Source organism: Micromonospora sp. NPDC049559 (assembly GCF_040676675.1).
Lineage (GTDB): Bacteria > Actinomycetota > Actinomycetes > Mycobacteriales > Micromonosporaceae > JBFAPK01.
This window is the reverse complement of sequence record NZ_JBFAPK010000018.1, coordinates 92,656-109,817: the sequence shown is the minus strand read 5'-3', so window position 1 is coordinate 109,817 and position 17,162 is coordinate 92,656. Positions and strand designations below refer to the sequence as shown.

Below are 17,162 nucleotides of genomic sequence, written 5' to 3'. Positions count from 1 at the left end.
CACCGGTACGCGCGACCGGACACCGGTCAGCCGAGCGCCTGCTCCAGGTCGGCGAGTAGGTCGTCGGCCGTCTCGATGCCGACAGACAGTCGCACGAGATCGGAGGGAACTTCAAGCGGCGAGCCGGCAGCACTTGCGTGTGTCATGCGACCCGGGTGTTCGATCAGTGACTCGACGCCGCCGAGCGATTCGGCGAGCACGAACAGCTTTGCCCGGTCGCAGATGCGGATCGCCTGCTCCTCGCCCCCGGCCGCCCGGAACGAGACCATCCCGCCGAAGCGGCGCATCTGCTTGGCGGCCGTCTCGTGCCCCGGGTGGCTGGGCAGGCCGGGGTAGATCACCTGCGCGACCGCGCGGTGCGAGGCGAGGTAGTCGGCGATCCGCTCGGCGTTGTCGCAGTGCCGGTCCATCCGTACGCCGAGGGTCTTGACCCCGCGCATCGTGAGCCACGCGTCGAACGGGCCGTTGACGCCCCCCATCGCGTTCTGGTGGTAGGCGAGTTCCTCGCCGAGGGCGGGGTCCGCCGTGACGAGGGCGCCACCGACCACATCGGAGTGCCCGCCGATGTACTTCGTGGTCGAGTGCACGACCACGTCGGCGCCGTGCGCGATCGGCTGCTGCAGGTACGGCGAGGCGAACGTGTTGTCCACGACCAGCAGCGCCTCGGCGTCGTGCGCGATGCCCGCCAGGGCGGCGATGTCGGCGATGCCGAGCAGCGGGTTGGTGGGCGTCTCCACCCAGATGATCTTCGTCCGGCCGGGCTGGACGGCGGCCCGGACCGCGTCCGCGTCGGAGATCTTCGCGGGGGTCCAGGAGAGCCCCCAGCGCTCGGCCACCCGGGCGAAGAGCCGGAACGTGCCGCCGTAGGCGTCGTCGGGGATCACCACGTGGTCGCCGGGGCGGCAGACGGTACGCAGCAGGGTGTCCTCGGCCGCGAGGCCGCTGGCGAAGGCGAGCCCGACCCGGCCCCCCTCCAGCGCCGCGAGGCACTCCTGCAACGCGTCCCGGGTCGGGTTGGCCGACCTGCTGTACTCGTAGCCCAGGCGGGGCGCGCCCACCGCGTCCTGCGCGTAGGTGCTGGTCTGGTATATCGGTGGTACGACGGCGCCGGTCCGCGGGTCCGGCTCCTGGCCGGCGTGGATGGCGAGAGTCTCGAAGCCGTAGTTCATCTGGATGAGGCTAGTCTCCCCCTGTGATTGGGTGCGTCTTCTGCGGAATTGTGGCGAGTTCGGTCCCGGCGTTCCGGATCGCCGACGAAACCGCCGGGGTGGCCTTCCTGGACACCCGCCCGGTCTTCCCCGGCCACGTCCTGGTGGTGCCTCGGGAGCACGTGGAGACCCTGGTCGACCTGCCGGACGGCGATGTGGGGCCGTATTTCCGGTTCGTCCGCCGGATCACCCTCGCCGTCCAGCGGGGTCTGGACGCCGACGGGACCTTCGTGGCGATGAACAACAAGATTTCCCAGTCGGTACCCCACTTGCACACGCACGTGGTGCCGCGGCGCCGCAAGGACGGGCTGCGCGGGTTTTTCTGGCCCCGTACCAGGTATGCCTCCGACGACGAGGCCGAGGCGTACGCGAGCCGGATCGCGGCCGCCGTACCGCCCACGGACGCCGTCGACCCGCCCGCCGCGCCCTGACACCGGTGTGCTCCGTCACCCCGGCGCCCCCGCCCGGCCGGCGGGTAAGGATGGCGGGGGGTACGGCGTTACACCCGGCAGAGGTTCTGAAAGGAGTCGACGTGTTCCTACGCCGCATGAAGGCCGACCTGCCCTCCCCCGACCAGGCGCTGCCCGGCCGCCCCATCGCGATGCCGATCTCGGACCGGCACGAGGTGCTCGGTACGCCGATGAAGGGGCCGTGGCCGGAGGGGGCCCGGATCGCGGTCTTCGGAATGGGCTGTTTCTGGGGTGCGGAGCGACTGTTCTGGACGCTGCCCGGGGTGATCTCCACCTCGGCCGGCTACGCCGGCGGCCTGACCCCCAACCCCACGTACGAGGAGGTCTGCTCGGGCTTCACCGGGCACGCCGAGGTCGTCCAGGTGGTGTACGACCCCGAGAAGATCGCCTACGAGGACCTGCTCAAGGTCTTCTGGGAGAACCACGACCCGACCCAGGGCATGCGCCAGGGCAACGACGTGGGCACCCAGTACCGCTCGGCCGTCTACACCACCTCGCCCGAGCAGTACGCCGCCGCGACCGCCTCCCGTGACGCGTTCGCGCCGATCGTGGCCGCCGCGGGCCACGGGGAGATCACCACGGAGATCCGCGAGCTGGGCGACTACTACTACGCCGAGGACTACCACCAGCAGTACCTGGCGCCGACCAAGAACCCGAACGGCTACTGCAACCACGGGCCGAACGGCATGACCTGCCCGGTCGGCGTGGCCCGTACCGGCGCCTGACGCCGGGGCGTGAGTTCGGCTACATCCTGCCCGGGCTAAAAACGTTGCCGCGGCCAACCTCCGCTGGATAACGTGGCCGTACACGGGAAGGGAGGTGGTCCAAGCTTTGTGTAGCAACGGGACTCGTGAGGTGGCTGTCCGTTAGCCGCTGTCATCGACAGCTTGGATTTCCGCTCCCTCGGGGGCGGAGTCGTTTGAGGTAGAAGAGTTGTCGAGGCCGTGTGGCAGCGGTCCGGCGAATCCACGACAGCCACCCGACCCCCGGGGTGCCGGCTTAGTCCGGCCGGCCCGCGTCCACGCGGAAGCCCCGGGGGTCGCTTCATATCCCGCCCCGTCCGCACGACCCCGCGCTCCGGCGTCCCGCGCGTCCGGTCTCCCGGACCGCCGACGGCCGGGCCGGAAACCGAGAGGCCCGCCCGTGTCCGTACGCGAACTGGTGGTGCTCGGCACGGCGAGCCAGGTCCCGACCCGGCGCCGCAGCCACAACGGGTACGTCCTGCGCTGGGACGGCGAGACGATCCTCTTCGACCCGGGCGAGGGGACCCAGCGGCAGATGCTGCTGGCCGGGGTCTCCGCCACCGACCTGACCCGGATCTGTGTCACCCACTTCCACGGCGACCACAGCCTCGGGCTGGCCGGCGTCGTCCAGCGCCTCTCCCTGGACCGGGTGCCGCACCCGGTGCGCGCCCACTTCCCGGCCGGCGACGCCGAGTACTTCGAGCGGCTGCGGCACGCCAGCCGGTTCCACGAGACCGCCGAGCTGCTCCCCGAGCCGGTCGGGCGGGACGGGCAGCGGTTCGTCACGGCGGCCGGCACGTTGGAGGCCCGCCGGCTGCGGCACCCCGTAGAGACGTACGGCTACCGGCTCGTCGAGCCGGACCAGCGCCGGATCCTGCCCGAGCGGCTGGCGGCGTACGGCATCTCCGGTCCGGCCGTCGCGGAGCTGCTCCGCGCCGGCCACCTCGACCTCGACGGGCGCCGCGTTCCGCTGGAGGCGGTGAGCGCGCCCCGCCCGGGGCAGCGGTTCGCCTTCGTGATGGACACCGGCCTCTGCGACGGGGTCTACGCGCTCGCCGAGGGCGCCGACCTGTTGGTGATCGAGTCGACGTTCCTGACCGAGGACGCCGCGCTGGCCGCCGAGGTCGGGCACCTGACTGCGGCGCAGGCCGCGCGGGTGGCGGCCGAGTCCGGCGTACGACGGCTCGTGCTCACCCACTTCTCCCAGCGGTACGACAGCTCCGCCCGCACCGGCGGGGCGGCCTCCTCGGCCGAGCGCTACGCGGCGGAGGCGCGGGCGCACTTCGCCGGGGAACTGGTCGTCGCCGAGGACCTGATCCGGGTACCGGTGCCGGCGCGGCGCGGCAAGGCACCGGCCGACGCTTGATCACTTCCGGCTACCGTGGGCGGGTGGACCTCACGCTCCGGCCGGCGGTCGCCGGTGACCTGCCCGCCGTCGGCGCCCTGCACCAGCGCTCCCGCGTCGCCGCGTACCGCGACCTCGTACCCGCCGAGGCGCTGGCCGCGATCTCCCCCGAGTCGATGGGCCGCTGGTGGACCGAGCGGTGGCCGTACGAGCGCGAGACCCATCTGCTCACGGTCGCCGAGCGGGACGGCTCGCTCGCCGGCTTCACCTACGTCGGCCCGGCCGAGACCGGCGAGCCCGACGTCGGCGAGTTGTACGCCATCCACCTCGATCCCCTGGAGCAGGGGCGCGGCGTCGGCCGGGCCCTCATGATCGACGCGCTGGCGACGCTGCACGGGCGCGGCTGGCGGCACGCCGTGCTCTGGGTGCTGGCCGGCAACGAGCGCGCGCGGCGCTTCTACGAGCGGGGCGGCTGGCGGCCCGACGGGGTGGAGCGGCAGGGCAACATCGGCCCAGCCGTGACGCGCCAGCTCCGCTACCGGCGCGACCTGCCCTGACCCGCGGCGGCCCGCCGGCGTCGCCGGTGTGGATCGCCCTCGGCGGACCGGCGTCCGGCGGCGGGCTGGCGGCGGGCCGGGGTGTTCGCTCTGAGCGGACCGGTGCCGGGCATCGAGGGGCGCCGCTCGACGTTGTGTTCCGACATGAGCACCGAACGAATCGAACCGGAGCGCGCCGAGGCGGCCGCTCTGGACGCGTACTCGCAGGTGGTCACCACGGTCGCGGCGAAGGTGCTGCCGAGCGTGGCCGCGCTCTCGGTACGCGGCCCGCGCGGCGCCGGCGCCGGTTCGGCGGTGACCTTCACCGACGACGGATTCCTCCTCACCAGCGCGCACGTGGTCGAGGGCGCCACCGGCGGGCTGGCGACCTTCGGCGACGGTGCCGAGGCACGCTTCGACGTGGTCGGCACCGACCCCCTCTCCGACCTCGCCGTCCTCCGGGTACGGGCCACCACCGCACCCCCGGTCGAGTTGGGCGACGCCGATCCGCTGCGGATCGGGCAGCTCGTGGTCGCCGTCGGCAACCCGATGGGGCTCGCCGGCTCGGTCACGGCCGGCGTCGTCTCCGGGCTGGGCCGGTCCCTGCCGGCCCGCGACGGGCGGCTGGTCCGCCTGATCGAGGACGTCATCCAGACCGACGCGGCGCTCAACCCGGGCAACTCCGGGGGCGCGCTCGCCGACTCCGCCGGACGGGTGATCGGGATCAACACGGCCGTCGCCGGCTACGGCCTCGGCCTGGCCGTACCGATCAACTCCACCACCCGGCAGATCATCGGCGACCTGGTCACCGGCGGGCGGGTCCGCCGGGCCTGGCTCGGCGTCGCCGGCGTACCGGTGCCGCTGCCCCCGGCCGTGGCCGAACGTACCGGCCAGAAGCGGGGACTGCGGGTGGTCGAGGTGGTGCCGGACAGCCCCGCCGGGCAGGCCGGCATCTACCTCGGCGACGTGATCATCTCGGCCGGTGGGCGCCCGGTGCAGAGCGGGCAGGGGCTCCAGCGGCTCATGCTCGGTCCGGCCATCGGTACCCGACTGCCGGTCACCCTGCTCCGGCGGGGCGCCTTCGTCGACGTGGTCGCGGTGCCGGCCGAGCTGAACCGCTAGGCCCGCCTCCGCGATCTAGCCCGCCCCCGCGATCTAGGGCGAATCGTCGCTAGTTAATCTCCAATCACGACGATTCGCCCTAGATCGCGGGGGCGTGTTCAGCGGGCGCCGAGGTGGGCGAGCAGGTCCTGCCGGGTCAGTACGCCCTTGGGCTTCCCCTCGACCAGCACCAGCGCCGCGTCCGCCTTCTCCAGCAGCCCCACGGCCTCGCTGACCGGCTGCCCGCCGCCGATCATCGGCAGCGGGTCGCCCATGTGCCGCTCGATCGTGTCGTGCAGCTGCGCCTGGCCGGTGAAGAGGGCGTCGAGCAGGTCGCGCTCCGCGACCGAGCCGGCCACCTCACCGGTCACCACCGGCGGTTCGGCCTTGAGCACCGGCAGCTGCGAGACGCCGTACTCGCGCATGTAGTCGATCGCGTCCCGGACGGTCTCGGTCGGGTGTACGTGGATCAGCTCGGGTATCCCGCCCGGCTTGCTGGCCAGCGCCTCCGCCACGGTCGCCTCGGTGGTGTCGGGGGTGCGCAGGAAGCCGTAGCGGGCCATCCAGTCGTCGTTGAAGATCTTCGAGAGGTAGCCCCGGCCACCGTCGGGCAGGAGCACCACGACCACGTCGTCCGGCTCGGCGCGGCGGGCCACCTCCAGCGCGGCCACCACGGCCATGCCGCAGGAGCCGCCGACGAGCAGCCCCTCCTCGCGGGCCAACCGGCGGGTCATCTCGAAGGAGTCCTTGTCCGAGACCTTCACGATCTCGTCGCAGATCGTCCGGTCGTACGTCTCCGGCCAGAAGTCCTCGCCGACGCCCTCGACCAGGTACGGCCGGCCGGTACCGCCGGAGTAGACCGAGCCCTCCGGGTCGGCGCCGATCACCCGTACCGCGCCGCCGGACGCCTCCTTCAGGTAGCGCCCGATGCCCGAGACCGTGCCGCCGGTACCGACGCCGGCGACGAAGTGGGTGATCCGCCCCTCGGTCTGCTCCCAGACCTCCGGTCCGGTGGTCTCGTAGTGGGAGCGCGGGTTGGCGGGGTTGGCGTACTGGTTCGGCTTCCACGCGCCGGGGATCTCCCGGGCCAGCCGGTCGGAGACGTTGTAGTACGAGCGGGGGTCCTCCGGCGCGACCGCGGTCGGGCAGACCACCACCTCGGCGCCGTACGCCCGCAGCACGTCCTGCTTGTCCTTGCTGACCTTGTCGGGGCAGATGAAGACGCACTTGTAGCCCTTGAGCTGGGCCACCAGGGCCAGGCCGACGCCGGTGTTACCGCTGGTCGGCTCGACGATCGTGCCGCCCGGCTTGAGCAGCCCGTTCCGCTCCGCCTCCTCGACCATCCGCAGCGCGATCCGGTCCTTGACCGAGCCGCCCGGGTTCAGGTACTCCACCTTGGCGAGCACGGTCGCCGAGATCCCGGCGCTCACGTTGCGTAGCCGTACCAGCGGGGTGTTGCCGATCAGCTCGACCACGTTCTCGTAGTAGCGCACCTCGTTGTGCCCTTTCCGTCTGACTCGCCCGAGGGGTCGGGTCGCCGCTCAGGCCAGCCTACGTGCCGTCAGCGGACCACGTGGCCGGGGATGACGCTCTCCCGCCGCCGTTCCCACTCCAGGAAGCGCTCGGTCTCGGAGAGCACGCTGCCCGCCAGCCATGTGATCATCAGCGCGTCGTCGGCCAGGCCGAAGACGGCCAGGAACAGCTCGGGCGCGAGGTCGATCGGCGAGGCCACGTACGCCGTCGCGGCGACCATCATGGCCAGCCGCAGCCCGCCGTCGTACTCCCGCCGGAGGGTCGCCTTGATCATCCGGGGGATCGCGGCGAGCCGCCTCCCCAGCGGTGGTCCGCCCCGCGCGCCCGACGCCAGTGCCCTGGCCAGCGCGCCGAAGGCCGCCGTGCGCTTCAGTGTCTTGGTCATGCTCCCCGCCTCCTCCACGCCAATGATGCACACGCCGGCAAGGCGCACGCATCGACGCGTCTGCCCGGGAAGGTACCCCCGGCTGTCATCTTCCAGGCATCCGGCGGCCCGTACGGCGACAGCGGGTGTCACCCGGCCGAGATAATCTCGAAAGTCGCGGAATGACGCGGCAGGCGGGGGGCGCTTGATGGATCAGGCCGGAACGGCGGTACGCGACCAGGCACCATGGCGCGTCGCGCGACGGGTCGCCAAGGTGGCGGCCGTGGGCGCCGGCGCGACCGCGCTGACCGCGGCGGCCACGACCGGGCTGCTGCTGGGTCAGGCCCGGCAGGCGCGGCGGGTGATTCCGCTGGCCGAGGCTCCGCCGCCGCGCGGGGACGGCGTCTACGGCGCCAAGTACCCGGGCCGACCGATCACCGTGGTGCTGCTCGGCGACTCGTCGGCCGCCGGCTACGGGGTGCACCGCCCACGGGAGACCCCGGGCGCGCTGCTCGCCACCGGCCTGTCGCGCCGGCTGCGCCGCCCGGTGCGCCTCTACCGCCTCGCCGTGGTGGGCAGCCTCTCGGCCGGGCTGGCGCCGCAGGTCGAGGCCGCGCTGGAGCGCTCGCCGGACCTGGCCGTGATCCTGATCGGCGGCAACGACGTCACCAACCGGACCCCGCACGCGGTGGCCGTACGGTTCCTGGTCGACGCGGTGCGCAGGCTGCGCGACGCCGGCGCCCAGGTGGTGGTCGGCACCTGCCCCGACCTCGGCGCGATCCAGCCGATCAAACCGCCGCTGCGCTGGCTGGCCCGCCGGTGGAGCCGACAGCTCGCCGCGGCGCAGACCGTGGCCGTGGTGGAGGCGGGCGGCTGGACCGTCTCGCTCGGGGACCTGCTCGGCCCCCGGTTCGCCGCCGAGCCGGCCCGGATGTTCGCCTGGGACCACTTCCACCCGTCGGCCGAGGGCTACGCCATCGCCGTCGCCGCCATGCTGCCGACCGCGCTGGCCGCGCTCGGCGCGGCGGACGAGCGCCGGGCCGGCCTGGTCGAGGGCGAGGGCGTACGGTCGCTCCCGGAGGCCGCGCACGAGGCGGCCCGCAACGCCGGCACGGAGGTCAGCGGCGCGCAGGTCGCGGGTCGGGACCGTGGCCCGGCGGGGCGCTGGGCGCAGCTGCGCCGACGCCGCGCCTGGTTCGGTCACCCGCGCGGCGAGGAGCCGCACCACGGCACCGAACCGGGCGCCACCGGGGAAACCGCGACGCCGTCCACCGTGGAGGGACGGGCGTGACCCTTCGACGCGGTACCGTCGCCCAGGTACGGCGCGCCCGGCAGCGGGCCCGCCCGACCCGGCGACCAACGCAGCGAGGAGCAGCTATGACCTGGACCGGCGGGCGCGTCGCCCGGCCCGGCCCCCGCACCGGGAGCACGACGTGACCGGCATCGCCCTGCGGATCACCAAGGCCGCCGCCATGACCCTCGTCGCCGGTACCGTCGGCGGCGCCGCCGTCCTCGCCGGGCAGGCGTTCCTGGCCAGCACCCGGCGCTACGCCCAGCCCGAGCTGGGCCTGGCGCTGCGCTCCACGGTGGGCGAACCGGGCCTGCCGGCGCTGCGGTTGGTGCTGCTCGGCGACTCCTCGGCGCTCGGCGTCGGGGTACGGGAGCTCGGCGACACCGTCGGCGGGCAGCTGGGCCGGCTGCTGGCCGAGGGCGACCCGGCGAACGGCATCGGCCCGCGCGAGGTCCGCCTCTCCAGCGTGGGCGTCTCGGGCTCCCGCTCGACCGACCTGGCCACCCAGGTGGCCCGGGCGCTGCTCGGCGAGCGCCCCGACGTGGCGGTGATCCTGATCGGCGCCAACGACGCCACGGGACTGCGCCGGCCGGGCGAGGCCGCCGCGTACCTCGGTGCGGCCGTACGCCGGCTGCGGGACGCGGACGTCGAGGTCGTCGTCGGCACCTGCCCCGACCTCGGGGCGGTACGGGCGGTGGCGCAGCCGCTGCGCCAGGTCCTTGGCTGGCTGGGTCGCCGGACCGCGCGGGCACAGGCCGCCGCGGTGCTCGCCGCCGGCGGACGGGTGGTGGACCTGGGCGCCGAGACCGGCCCGGTCTTCCGGGCCGACGAGGGGACGCTCTGCCACGACGGGTTCCACCCCTCGGCGGACGGGTACCGGGTCTGGGCGCACTCGCTGCTGCCCTCGGTGGCCGCCGCGGCCGCGACCGCCACCCGCCGCTGATCCCTCCCCGTGCCGCCGGCCCGCCGACAGGACGGCGGCGCCGGCCCGGCGAGCAGGGTGGCGCCGGCTGGCCCAGCGAGCACGAGCAGGGTGGCTCCGGCTGACCCGCCGACAGGGCTGCGGCGGCGCCGGCCCACTTCCGCCGGAAGTTACTCACCGGTTAACGTTGGCGCATGCCGACCGCCTCGCCCGCCGACTCCGCCGTCATCGTCGCCACCGCCCGCTCCCCCATCGGCCGCGCCGTCAAGGGATCGCTGCGCGACCTCCGCCCGGACGACCTGGCCGCCACCATCGTCCAGGCCGCGCTCGACAAGGTGCCCCAGCTCGACCCGCACGAGATCGACGATCTCTACCTCGGCTGCGGGCTGCCCGGCGGCGAGCAGGGCTTCAACATGGCCCGGGTGGTCGCCACGCTGCTCGGGCTGGACGACCTGCCCGGCGCGACACTGACCCGGTACTGCGCGTCGTCCCTGCAGACCACCCGGATGGCCTTCCACGCCATCAGGGCCGGCGAGGGCGACGTCTTCGTCTCGGCCGGGGTCGAGTGCGTGTCGCGGTACCGGCGGGGCAACTCCGACGCGCTGCCGCCCGAGGCGCAGGCACTCGTCGGCGGCGGTTGGGAGAATCCGCGGTTCGCGGCGGCGCGCGCCCGTTCCGCGGCCCGCGCCGAGGCCGGCTCGTCCGTCTGGACCGACCCGCGCCTCGACGGCGAACTGCCGGACATCTACCTGGCGATGGGGCAGACCGCCGAGAACCTCGCCCAGGCGTACGGGGTGAGCCGCGCCGAGATGGACGAGTTCGGCGTACGCAGCCAGAACCTCGCCGAGAAGGCGATCACCGAGGGCTTCTGGGCCCGCGAGATCACCCCGGTCACCCTGCCGGACGGGACGGTGGTCGGCACCGACGACGGGCCCCGGCCGGGCGTGACGCTCGACGGGGTCGCCGGACTCAAGCCCGTCTTCCGGCCCGACGGCCGGATCACCGCCGGCAACTGCTGCCCGCTCAACGACGGCGCCGCCGCGGTCGTGGTGATGCGCGAGACCCGGGCCCGCGAGCTGGGCATCACGCCGCTCGCCCGGATCGTCTCGACCGGGGTGACCGCGCTCTCGCCGGAGATCATGGGGCTCGGCCCGGTCGAGGCGTCCCGCCAGGCCCTCAAGCGCGCCGGCATGACCATCGACGACGTCGACCTGGTCGAGATCAACGAGGCGTTCGCGGCTCAGGTGATTCCCTCGTACCGCGAACTCGAGATCCCGCTGGAGAAGCTCAACGTGATGGGCGGTGCGATCGCGGTCGGGCATCCGTTCGGCATGACCGGCGCCCGGATCACCGGCACCCTGCTCAACGCCCTCGAATGGCACGACAGGACCATCGGTCTGGAGACCATGTGCGTCGGCGGCGGCCAGGGCATGGCCATGGTCGTCGAACGGCTGAACTGATCCTCCGGTAGCAGCAGGATCCGCGCGAATACCGAGAACGAGGGGCTGGTCCCGGGCCACGAGGGGCCTCATTCTCGGTATTCGCGCGGTGCGCCTGGGTGTGCTCTGCGCGGCGCGCCTGGGGTGTGCTCTGCGCGGCGCGCCCGTGATGTTTCGTCAAGCGCGCTCGTGCCCGGCGGCTTCGGGCCCGGCTCAGAGGGCGGCGCGGGTCGCCGCGATCTCGGCGGTGGCGGCGGCGAGCGCCTCCTCGGGCGCTCCGGCGGCGACGAGGTCCGCCGCGACGACCCGGAGCTGGTCGGGCAGGGCGAGGTCGTTGTCGAGGCGCGGTACGGTCCGGCGGGGCTCGCCCTCGGCGTCGGCCGCCAGGTTGGCGATCCGCTGCACGAGCCGGTGCACCAGGTCGGCGCGGGCGGTGTTACCGGTGGCGGCCTGGGCGCCCCAGCGCGGCGCCGTCCAGTGGCCGACCTGGCGGACGAACAGGTCGACGGCGCGGCTCAGTTCCTCGGCACTCATCGCCGCGAGTCTAGGACGGCGACGGCGCTCCGGCTGGACCCCGGCCCGGGTGCGCGAGCCGTCAGCGCCGCAGGTAGCCGAGGAGCCGGAGGATCTGCCAGTAGAGGAAGATCAGCCCGACCAGGATCCCGAAGGCGCAGTACCAGGCGTACCGGCGGGGCAGGCCGGCGCGGACGGCCCGTTCGGCCGCGTCGAAGTCGAGGATGAAGGTCAGGGCGCCGACCGTGATCGCGACCAGCGAGAAGACGTACGGCAGCCAGCCCACGTGCCCGGTCCGGCTGTAGACCTCCAGCCCCTGCCGCCCGGTGATCAGGTAGACCGCCAGGTTGACCAGGCTCAGCACGATCACGCCGAAGAGGGCGCCGAGCACGAGGCGGGCGAAGCGCGGGGTCGCCCGGATCACCCGGGCCCGGTAGAGCAGGGCCATCCCGGTGAAGACGCCGAAGGTACCGACCACGGCCTGGACCACGATGCCCGGGTAGAGCGCCTCGAAGCCACGGCTGGCGACGCCGAGCAGCACCCCCTGCACGATGGCGTAGAGGGAGATGACCAGTGGGTTCGTGATCCGCTTGATCGAGATCACCAGCCCGAGCACCAGCCCGGCCAGCGTGGTGCCGAGCAGGGCGGCCCCGACCGCACCGCCGGCCGGGACCAGCACCCAGGCCAGCGCGGCGACCGCCGCCGTCAGGATCAACAGCCCGACGGTACGGAGCACCACGTCGTCGACGGTGACCGCCTCGACGGGGGTGGGAGCGTACCCGCGCCGCGCCCGGACGGTTTCGTCCAGTCGGCTCAGCACCGGGTTGGTGCTCTCCATCACACGCCTTCTTCCCACGGGCCCGCAGCCGCGCGACGGGCACCCCGCACGCCTCCGAAATAGGGGAAATGCCCCTTTCCTCAGGCTACCCGCGCGGCCCGGTCCCGCCGACGGACGACGGACGACGGGCGACCCGCGAGCGGTGGCCCGCGACGGGCGACCCGCGACCGACGACCGGCGAACGCCCATCCGGGGGCGCACGGCGTCACCTCGGAAAGCCGGACGCCCGCCCCCCGGGGTACGGGAGCGGGCGTCGGTCGGACGCGGTTGCGGCGTGGACGTCAGTCGTCGCCCTGGAAGTAGCTGAGCAGCCGCAGGATCTCGAAGAAGAGCCAGACGATGCTGACCAGGATGCCGAAGGCGGCGGTCCAGGAGTAACGCTGCGGAAGACCCATCCGCACGCCCTCCTCGATCTCGTGGAAGCTCAGCACGAAGCTCAGCGACGCCACCACGATGCAGACCAGGCTGAACCCGATCGCCAGCGCGCCCCCGTCGCGCAGGCCCGTGTTCACGCCGAAGAGCGCCAGCACCAGGTTGATCATCATGACGGCGAAGAGGCCGACCATGGCGGCGACCACACCGCGGACGAACCGGGGCGTGGCCCGGATGACCCGCGACTTGTAGAGCATCGCCATCAGGAAGAAGACGCCGAAGCTGGCGACCGCGGCCTGCAGGACGATGCCGGGGTACACCGTGTTGAACGCCTTGCTCACCATGCCCACGAAGACGCCCTCGACCACCGCGTAGGCGATCACGAGCGCCGGGTTGGCGATCCGGGCGAAGGAGATGACCAGGCCCAGCACCAGGCCGACCACGAGCGCGCCGATCCAGGCGACGCCGACGAGCGCGTCGGGCACCAGGGTCCACGCGGCCGCCGCGGAGACGGCGAGGATGCCGAGCAGGGTGACGGTCTTGACGACGACGTCGTCGATGGACATGGGGCGCACGGTGGGCGGCGCGGCCGGGTATCCCGCCGCCGTCGGGTACGGCTGCCCGTAACCGGGCTGCCCGTATGGGCCGGCGGGAGCGTACCCGGCGGCCCGCTCGCGCTCGGCCGCCTGGCCGAGCCGGGCCAGCACCGGGTTGGTCGTCTTCACTTTCAGGCCTCCCTCAGGGGGTCGATGCACGACGACGTGCCGCTCAAGCGTAACCGGGACAGCAACCCACCGTGGGGAACAAAGGGCGCGGTAGCGCGTGGAATGCGGCGGAGCAGGGGGTGCCCGGGGCGGGGGTCGAACCCGCACGCCTTGCGGCAGCCGCTTTTAAGGCGGCCGTGTCTGCCTTTCCACCACCCGGGCCGGGGCCCCGGGCGCCGTAGCGCTCCGGTGACTGTCACGGTAGCGGGTTCGGGCCGACCCGGCGCACCCCGGCACGCCTTCGGCACTAGGGTCGAGGCCGTGACGAGCACAACCCGTGCGCCGCAGGAGACGAACTCCGATCCGACCGTACCGACGGGCGATTCCGGCGACCGCCGCGACCGCTGGTCCCGATGGCTCGCCACCCTCCGCCCGTACCGGCTGGACCTGGTCGTCTGCCTGCTCTTCGTCGGGTTCGCCGGCTGGCTCACCCACGGCCTGTGGCCCGACCCGTCCGGCCGGGTGCTCGCGCTCAACCCGGAGGACCAGACCCTCTACGAGTGGTTCCTGGCCACCGACTCGCGGCTGCTGCACGGCGACTTCAGCCTGCTCAGCGACCGGCTCAACGCCCCGGACGGGGTGAACCTGATGGCCAACACCACGGTCATCGCGCTGGGCGCCCTCTTCGCGCCGGTCACCCTGATCTTCGGCGCCGCCACCACCTTCGCGCTGCTGGCCGCCGGCAACCTGGCCGGTACCGCCATCGCCTGGTACCTGCTCTACACCCGTACCGTCGGAGCCCGGCGGCTGGCGGCCGGGCTCGGCGCGGCGTTCTGCGGTTTCGCCCCGGGCATGGTCTCGCAGACCAACAGTCACCTGCACATGACCGCCCAGTGGCTGGTACCGGTGATGATCTGGCTGGTGGTACGGATGCTCCGCGCCGCCGACCCGGCCTCCCCCGGACCGCACCTGCGCCGGCTCGTCACCTCCTCGCTCGGGCTCGCCCTCACCGTCGCCGTCCAGGTCTTCGTCGGCGAGGAGGTGCTCTTCCTGACCGCGCTGACGCTGGTCGTGGTGACGGTGACGTACGCCGTCGCCCGCCGCGACCTGGCCCGGCGGGTGCTCAGCCGCTTCATGGCCGGGCTGCTGCTCGCGGTGGGGGTGGCCACCGTGCTGCTGGCGTACCCGCTGTGGTTCCAGTTCGCCGGGCCGCAGAGCGTGCCGAACGGGATGTTCAGCCCCTACTACTTCTCGGCCGACCTGGGCAGCTGGGCCGCGATCTCGCCGCTCTCGATCGGCGGCTCGATCGAGTCGGCGGGGCTCACCACCGGCCCGGCCGAGTACAACACCTTCCTCGGCTGGCCGCTGCTGCTCGTCGCGGTCGCGTGCGCGGCCTGGCTGATCCGGCGCCCGCTGGTGCTGGCCTGCGCGATCGCCGGGATCCTGATGGCCGCCCTCTCGCTCGGGCCGGTGGTGCTGGTGCACGGCGAGCAGACCGGCGTACGCGGGCCGTACTCGCTGCTGCACGGCCTGCCCGTGGTGGACGGGGCGCTGCCGATGCGGTTCGCCCTGGCGCTGATCCCGCTGATCGGCACGGTCCTGGCGGTCGCCGTCGACCGCGCGCTGCGGGCGCGGTGGCAGCCGGCCCGGATGCTGGTACCGGGCGCCGTGATCGCGGCCCTGCTGCCGATCTTCCCCGCCCCGCTGCCGACGACCGGCCGCGCGCCCGTACCCGAGTTCGTCTCCGCCGGGCACTGGCGCGACTGCGTACCCCCCGGCGGGGTGCTGGTCCCCGTGCCGCTACCGACGCCGAAGGAGCCCTGGGCGATGCGCTGGGCCGCCGAGGCCGACGCCGGCTTCGGGATGCCGGAGGGCTTCTTCATCGGGCCGTACGCGGCCAAGGGCAAGGCCTCGATGGGGACCTACAAGCAGCCGACCTCGGCCCTGCTCGCCGACGTGGCGAAGACCGGCAGCGTGCCGCAGATCAGCCCGGAGCAGCGCGAGCAGGCCCGGCGCGACCTGAGCTTCTGGAACGCGTCGTGCGTGGCGCTCGCCGCCGACGAGCCGAACAGCGAGAGCCTGCGTACCACCCTGGAGGCGTTGCTCGGGCCGGCGACCCGGATCGCCGACGCCTGGACCTGGAAGGTCTGACGCGTCAAGGTCCACGCGTCGATCTAGGGCAAATCGTTGCGATTAGAGATCAAGTAACGACGATATGCCCTAGATCGGCGGGGCGGGGCGGGGTGCGGTGCGCGCGGCGGCGAGCGGGTCGGGCTACCTCCGGCGACCCCACACCGGGGCCGGCTTGCGCGGTCGGCCGTCGGCCTCCGCCGGGGCGGGCGGGGCCGCCTTCCGCTCCGGTAACGGCGCCGTCGCCTCCAGGAACTCCTCCCGCGGGTCGTGCAGCTGGCCGAGCGCCACCACCTCCCGCTTGAGGAAGAAGGCGAGCGTCCAGTCGACCACGACCCGGACCTTCCGGTTCAGCGACGGGATCCGGCTCATGTGGTACGTGCGGTGCATGAGCCAGGCGATGAAGCCGGTGAGCTTGATCCCGTAGACCTGGGCCACGCCCTTGTGCAGGCCGAGGCTGGCGACGCTGCCGGCGTGCTTGTGCTTGTACTCCTTCGGCAGCCGCCCCCGGATCACCGCCCTGATGTTGTCGGCCATCTGGTTGGCCTGCCGCACCGCGTGCTGCGCGCTGGGCGAGCAGAAGCTGCCGGGCGGGCCGGTCAGGTCCGGTACCGCCGAGCAGTCGCCGGCGCTCCACGCCCCCTCGACGACCTGGTCCCCGTCGACCACCTGGAGGGTCGGCAGGCACGTCACCCGGCCCCGGTTGTCCCGGGGCAGGTCGGTGTGGTCGAGCATCGGCGAGGGCTTCACGCCGGCCGTCCAGACGATCGTGTCGGCCTTGAAGCTGTCGCCGTCGGAGAGACTGACCATTCCGTCGACGCACGATTCGAGCCGGGTGTCCAGCCGGATGTCCATGTTCCGCTTGAGCAGCTGCTGGACGGTGTAGGCGCCCATGTCCCGGTCGACCTCGGGCAGCACCCGCTGGGTCGCCTCGACCAGCACCCAGCGCATGTCGTCGGGCGAGAGCTCCGGGTAGTACTTGAGCGCGTCCCGGGCCATGTCCTCCATCTCGGCCAGCGCCTCGATACCGGCGTAGCCGCCGCCGACGAAGACGAAGGTCAGCGCGCAGCGGCGTACCTCCGGGTCGGTCGTGGCCGCCGCCACGTCCAGCCGGTCGAGCACGTGGTTGCGCAGGTAGATCGCCTCGCCGATGGTCTTGAATCCGATGCCGTGCTCGCGCAGGCCCGGGATCGGCAGGGTCCGCGACACCGAGCCGGGCGCCACGATCACGTGGTCGTACGGCAACTCGCGGGACGGACCGATGATCGGCTGTACGATCGCGGTCTTCCGGGCGTGCTCGATCCGGGTGACGGTACCGGCGACGACATGGCAGCGCCGCAGCTCCCGGCGCAGCGGCACGACCGAGTGCCGCGGGGAGATGTTCCCCGCCGCCGCCTCGGGCAGGAACGGCTGATAGGTCATGTGCGGCTGCGGGTCGACCACGACGACCTCGGCCTCGCTCGACCGTAGCTTCTTCGACAGGCGCAGGGCCGCGTAGAGGCCAACGTGACCGGCACCCACCACAAGGATCCGTTGCGGATTCACGGTTCCATCTTTCCCCGGTTAGGCCGTCGGTGCTCGGTGGATACGCCTTCTGTGACCGAGGACGCCGCTGTGAGCTGTGTGACGCCGTCCCACGGGAGGGGTTCCGGG

At 73.2% G+C, this 17,162-nt stretch carries 15 protein-coding genes, 1 tRNA gene and 1 pseudogene; 9 read left to right on the top strand and 8 right to left on the bottom strand.

Annotation, left to right across the window (positions count from 1 at the left end; all coding sequences use genetic code 11):
* Window positions 1–26: 26 nt before the first annotated feature.
* On the bottom strand, window positions 27–1,169 hold the full coding sequence (locus tag AB0J86_RS20425; protein WP_363859135.1) for a cystathionine gamma-synthase: 1,143 nt from the start codon (window positions 1,167–1,169) through the stop codon (window positions 27–29).
* A gap of 23 nt (window positions 1,170–1,192) precedes the next feature.
* On the opposite strand from AB0J86_RS20425, the gene AB0J86_RS20420 reads away from it, so the two are divergent.
* From AB0J86_RS20420 to AB0J86_RS20400, 5 genes are all read left to right on the top strand, one after another.
* The gene (locus AB0J86_RS20420; RefSeq protein ID WP_363859134.1) at window positions 1,193–1,639 is read left to right on the top strand and encodes an HIT family protein; all 447 of its coding nucleotides are present in this window, start codon (window positions 1,193–1,195) and stop codon (window positions 1,637–1,639) included.
* Window positions 1,640–1,740: 101 nt separating this feature from the next.
* Window positions 1,741–2,403, top strand: a complete 663-nt coding sequence (msrA, locus tag AB0J86_RS20415) for a peptide-methionine (S)-S-oxide reductase MsrA (protein ID WP_363859133.1) — start codon at window positions 1,741–1,743, stop codon at window positions 2,401–2,403.
* A gap of 418 nt (window positions 2,404–2,821) precedes the next feature.
* Window positions 2,822–3,787 (top strand): ribonuclease Z, encoded by a 966-nt coding sequence (locus AB0J86_RS20410; RefSeq protein ID WP_363859132.1) that lies wholly within the window; start codon window positions 2,822–2,824, stop codon window positions 3,785–3,787.
* Between the two features lie 23 nt (window positions 3,788–3,810).
* Window positions 3,811–4,323 carry a GNAT family N-acetyltransferase gene (locus tag AB0J86_RS20405; RefSeq protein ID WP_363859131.1) on the top strand — a complete coding sequence of 171 codons (513 nt, stop codon included), beginning with the start codon at window positions 3,811–3,813 and terminating at the stop codon, window positions 4,321–4,323.
* A 144-nt stretch (window positions 4,324–4,467) separates the two neighbouring features.
* Window positions 4,468–5,424, top strand: a complete 957-nt coding sequence (locus AB0J86_RS20400; RefSeq protein WP_363859130.1) for a trypsin-like peptidase domain-containing protein — start codon at window positions 4,468–4,470, stop codon at window positions 5,422–5,424.
* A gap of 98 nt (window positions 5,425–5,522) precedes the next feature.
* Here AB0J86_RS20400 and AB0J86_RS20395 read toward each other — a convergent pair whose 3' ends face one another.
* Window positions 5,523–6,896, bottom strand: a complete 1,374-nt coding sequence (locus tag AB0J86_RS20395; protein ID WP_363859129.1) for a cystathionine beta-synthase — start codon at window positions 6,894–6,896, stop codon at window positions 5,523–5,525.
* A 68-nt stretch (window positions 6,897–6,964) separates the two neighbouring features.
* Window positions 6,965–7,321 (bottom strand): YkvA family protein, encoded by a 357-nt coding sequence (locus tag AB0J86_RS20390; protein ID WP_363859128.1) that lies wholly within the window; start codon window positions 7,319–7,321, stop codon window positions 6,965–6,967.
* A gap of 187 nt (window positions 7,322–7,508) precedes the next feature.
* Here AB0J86_RS20390 and AB0J86_RS20385 point away from each other — a divergent pair, with 187 nt between their 5' ends.
* The 3 genes from AB0J86_RS20385 to AB0J86_RS20375 all read left to right on the top strand — a co-directional run bounded on the left by AB0J86_RS20385 (window position 7,509) and on the right by AB0J86_RS20375 (window position 10,973).
* On the top strand, window positions 7,509–8,591 hold the full coding sequence (locus tag AB0J86_RS20385; protein WP_363859127.1) for an SGNH/GDSL hydrolase family protein: 1,083 nt from the start codon (window positions 7,509–7,511) through the stop codon (window positions 8,589–8,591).
* 181 nt (window positions 8,592–8,772) lie between these two features.
* Complete coding sequence (locus AB0J86_RS20380) at window positions 8,773–9,534, top strand: SGNH/GDSL hydrolase family protein (RefSeq protein WP_363859168.1); 762 nt, start codon at window positions 8,773–8,775, stop codon at window positions 9,532–9,534.
* A 173-nt stretch (window positions 9,535–9,707) separates the two neighbouring features.
* Window positions 9,708–10,973 (top strand): acetyl-CoA C-acetyltransferase, encoded by a 1,266-nt coding sequence (locus AB0J86_RS20375; RefSeq protein WP_363859126.1) that lies wholly within the window; start codon window positions 9,708–9,710, stop codon window positions 10,971–10,973.
* A gap of 192 nt (window positions 10,974–11,165) precedes the next feature.
* Here the strand turns inward: AB0J86_RS20375 and AB0J86_RS20370 are convergent, their stop codons facing one another.
* The 4 genes from AB0J86_RS20370 to AB0J86_RS20355 form a co-directional block, all read right to left on the bottom strand.
* Entirely contained in the window at window positions 11,166–11,486 is a 321-nt protein-coding gene (locus AB0J86_RS20370) for a hypothetical protein (RefSeq protein ID WP_363859125.1), read from the bottom strand.
* A 61-nt stretch (window positions 11,487–11,547) separates the two neighbouring features.
* Window positions 11,548–12,303: a Bax inhibitor-1/YccA family protein gene (locus tag AB0J86_RS20365; protein ID WP_363859124.1), complete on the bottom strand. Its 756-nt coding sequence runs from the start codon at window positions 12,301–12,303 to the stop codon at window positions 11,548–11,550.
* A 281-nt stretch (window positions 12,304–12,584) separates the two neighbouring features.
* Entirely contained in the window at window positions 12,585–13,400 is an 816-nt protein-coding gene (locus tag AB0J86_RS20360; protein WP_363859123.1) for a Bax inhibitor-1/YccA family protein, read from the bottom strand.
* Window positions 13,401–13,520: 120 nt separating this feature from the next.
* Window positions 13,521–13,601 (bottom strand) — tRNA-Leu (locus AB0J86_RS20355).
* A gap of 99 nt (window positions 13,602–13,700) precedes the next feature.
* Here AB0J86_RS20355 and AB0J86_RS20350 point away from each other — a divergent pair.
* The gene (locus AB0J86_RS20350) at window positions 13,701–15,530 is read left to right on the top strand and encodes a hypothetical protein (RefSeq protein WP_363859122.1); all 1,830 of its coding nucleotides are present in this window, start codon (window positions 13,701–13,703) and stop codon (window positions 15,528–15,530) included.
* A gap of 201 nt (window positions 15,531–15,731) precedes the next feature.
* On the opposite strand, the pseudogene AB0J86_RS20345 reads toward AB0J86_RS20350, so the two are convergent.
* Window positions 15,732–17,054: pseudogene (locus AB0J86_RS20345) on the bottom strand (NAD(P)/FAD-dependent oxidoreductase); the annotation flags it as partial.
* Window positions 17,055–17,162 lie beyond the last annotated feature (108 nt).

Bases quoted from the DNA above. Each gene is read 5' to 3' on its own strand.
- AB0J86_RS20425 (WP_363859135.1), bottom strand. From the start codon at position 1,169: ATGAACTACGGCTTCGAGACTCTCGCCATCCACGCCGGCCAGGAGCCG.
- AB0J86_RS20390 (WP_363859128.1), bottom strand. From the start codon at position 7,321: ATGACCAAGACACTGAAGCGCACGGCGGCCTTCGGCGCGCTGGCCAGG.
- AB0J86_RS20365 (WP_363859124.1), bottom strand. From the start codon at position 12,303: ATGGAGAGCACCAACCCGGTGCTGAGCCGACTGGACGAAACCGTCCGG.
- AB0J86_RS20380 (WP_363859168.1), top strand. From the start codon at position 8,773: ATGACCCTCGTCGCCGGTACCGTCGGCGGCGCCGCCGTCCTCGCCGGG.
- AB0J86_RS20400 (WP_363859130.1), top strand. From the start codon at position 4,468: ATGAGCACCGAACGAATCGAACCGGAGCGCGCCGAGGCGGCCGCTCTG.
- AB0J86_RS20375 (WP_363859126.1), top strand. From the start codon at position 9,708: ATGCCGACCGCCTCGCCCGCCGACTCCGCCGTCATCGTCGCCACCGCC.
- AB0J86_RS20385 (WP_363859127.1), top strand. From the start codon at position 7,509: ATGGATCAGGCCGGAACGGCGGTACGCGACCAGGCACCATGGCGCGTC.
- AB0J86_RS20370 (WP_363859125.1), bottom strand. From the start codon at position 11,486: ATGAGTGCCGAGGAACTGAGCCGCGCCGTCGACCTGTTCGTCCGCCAG.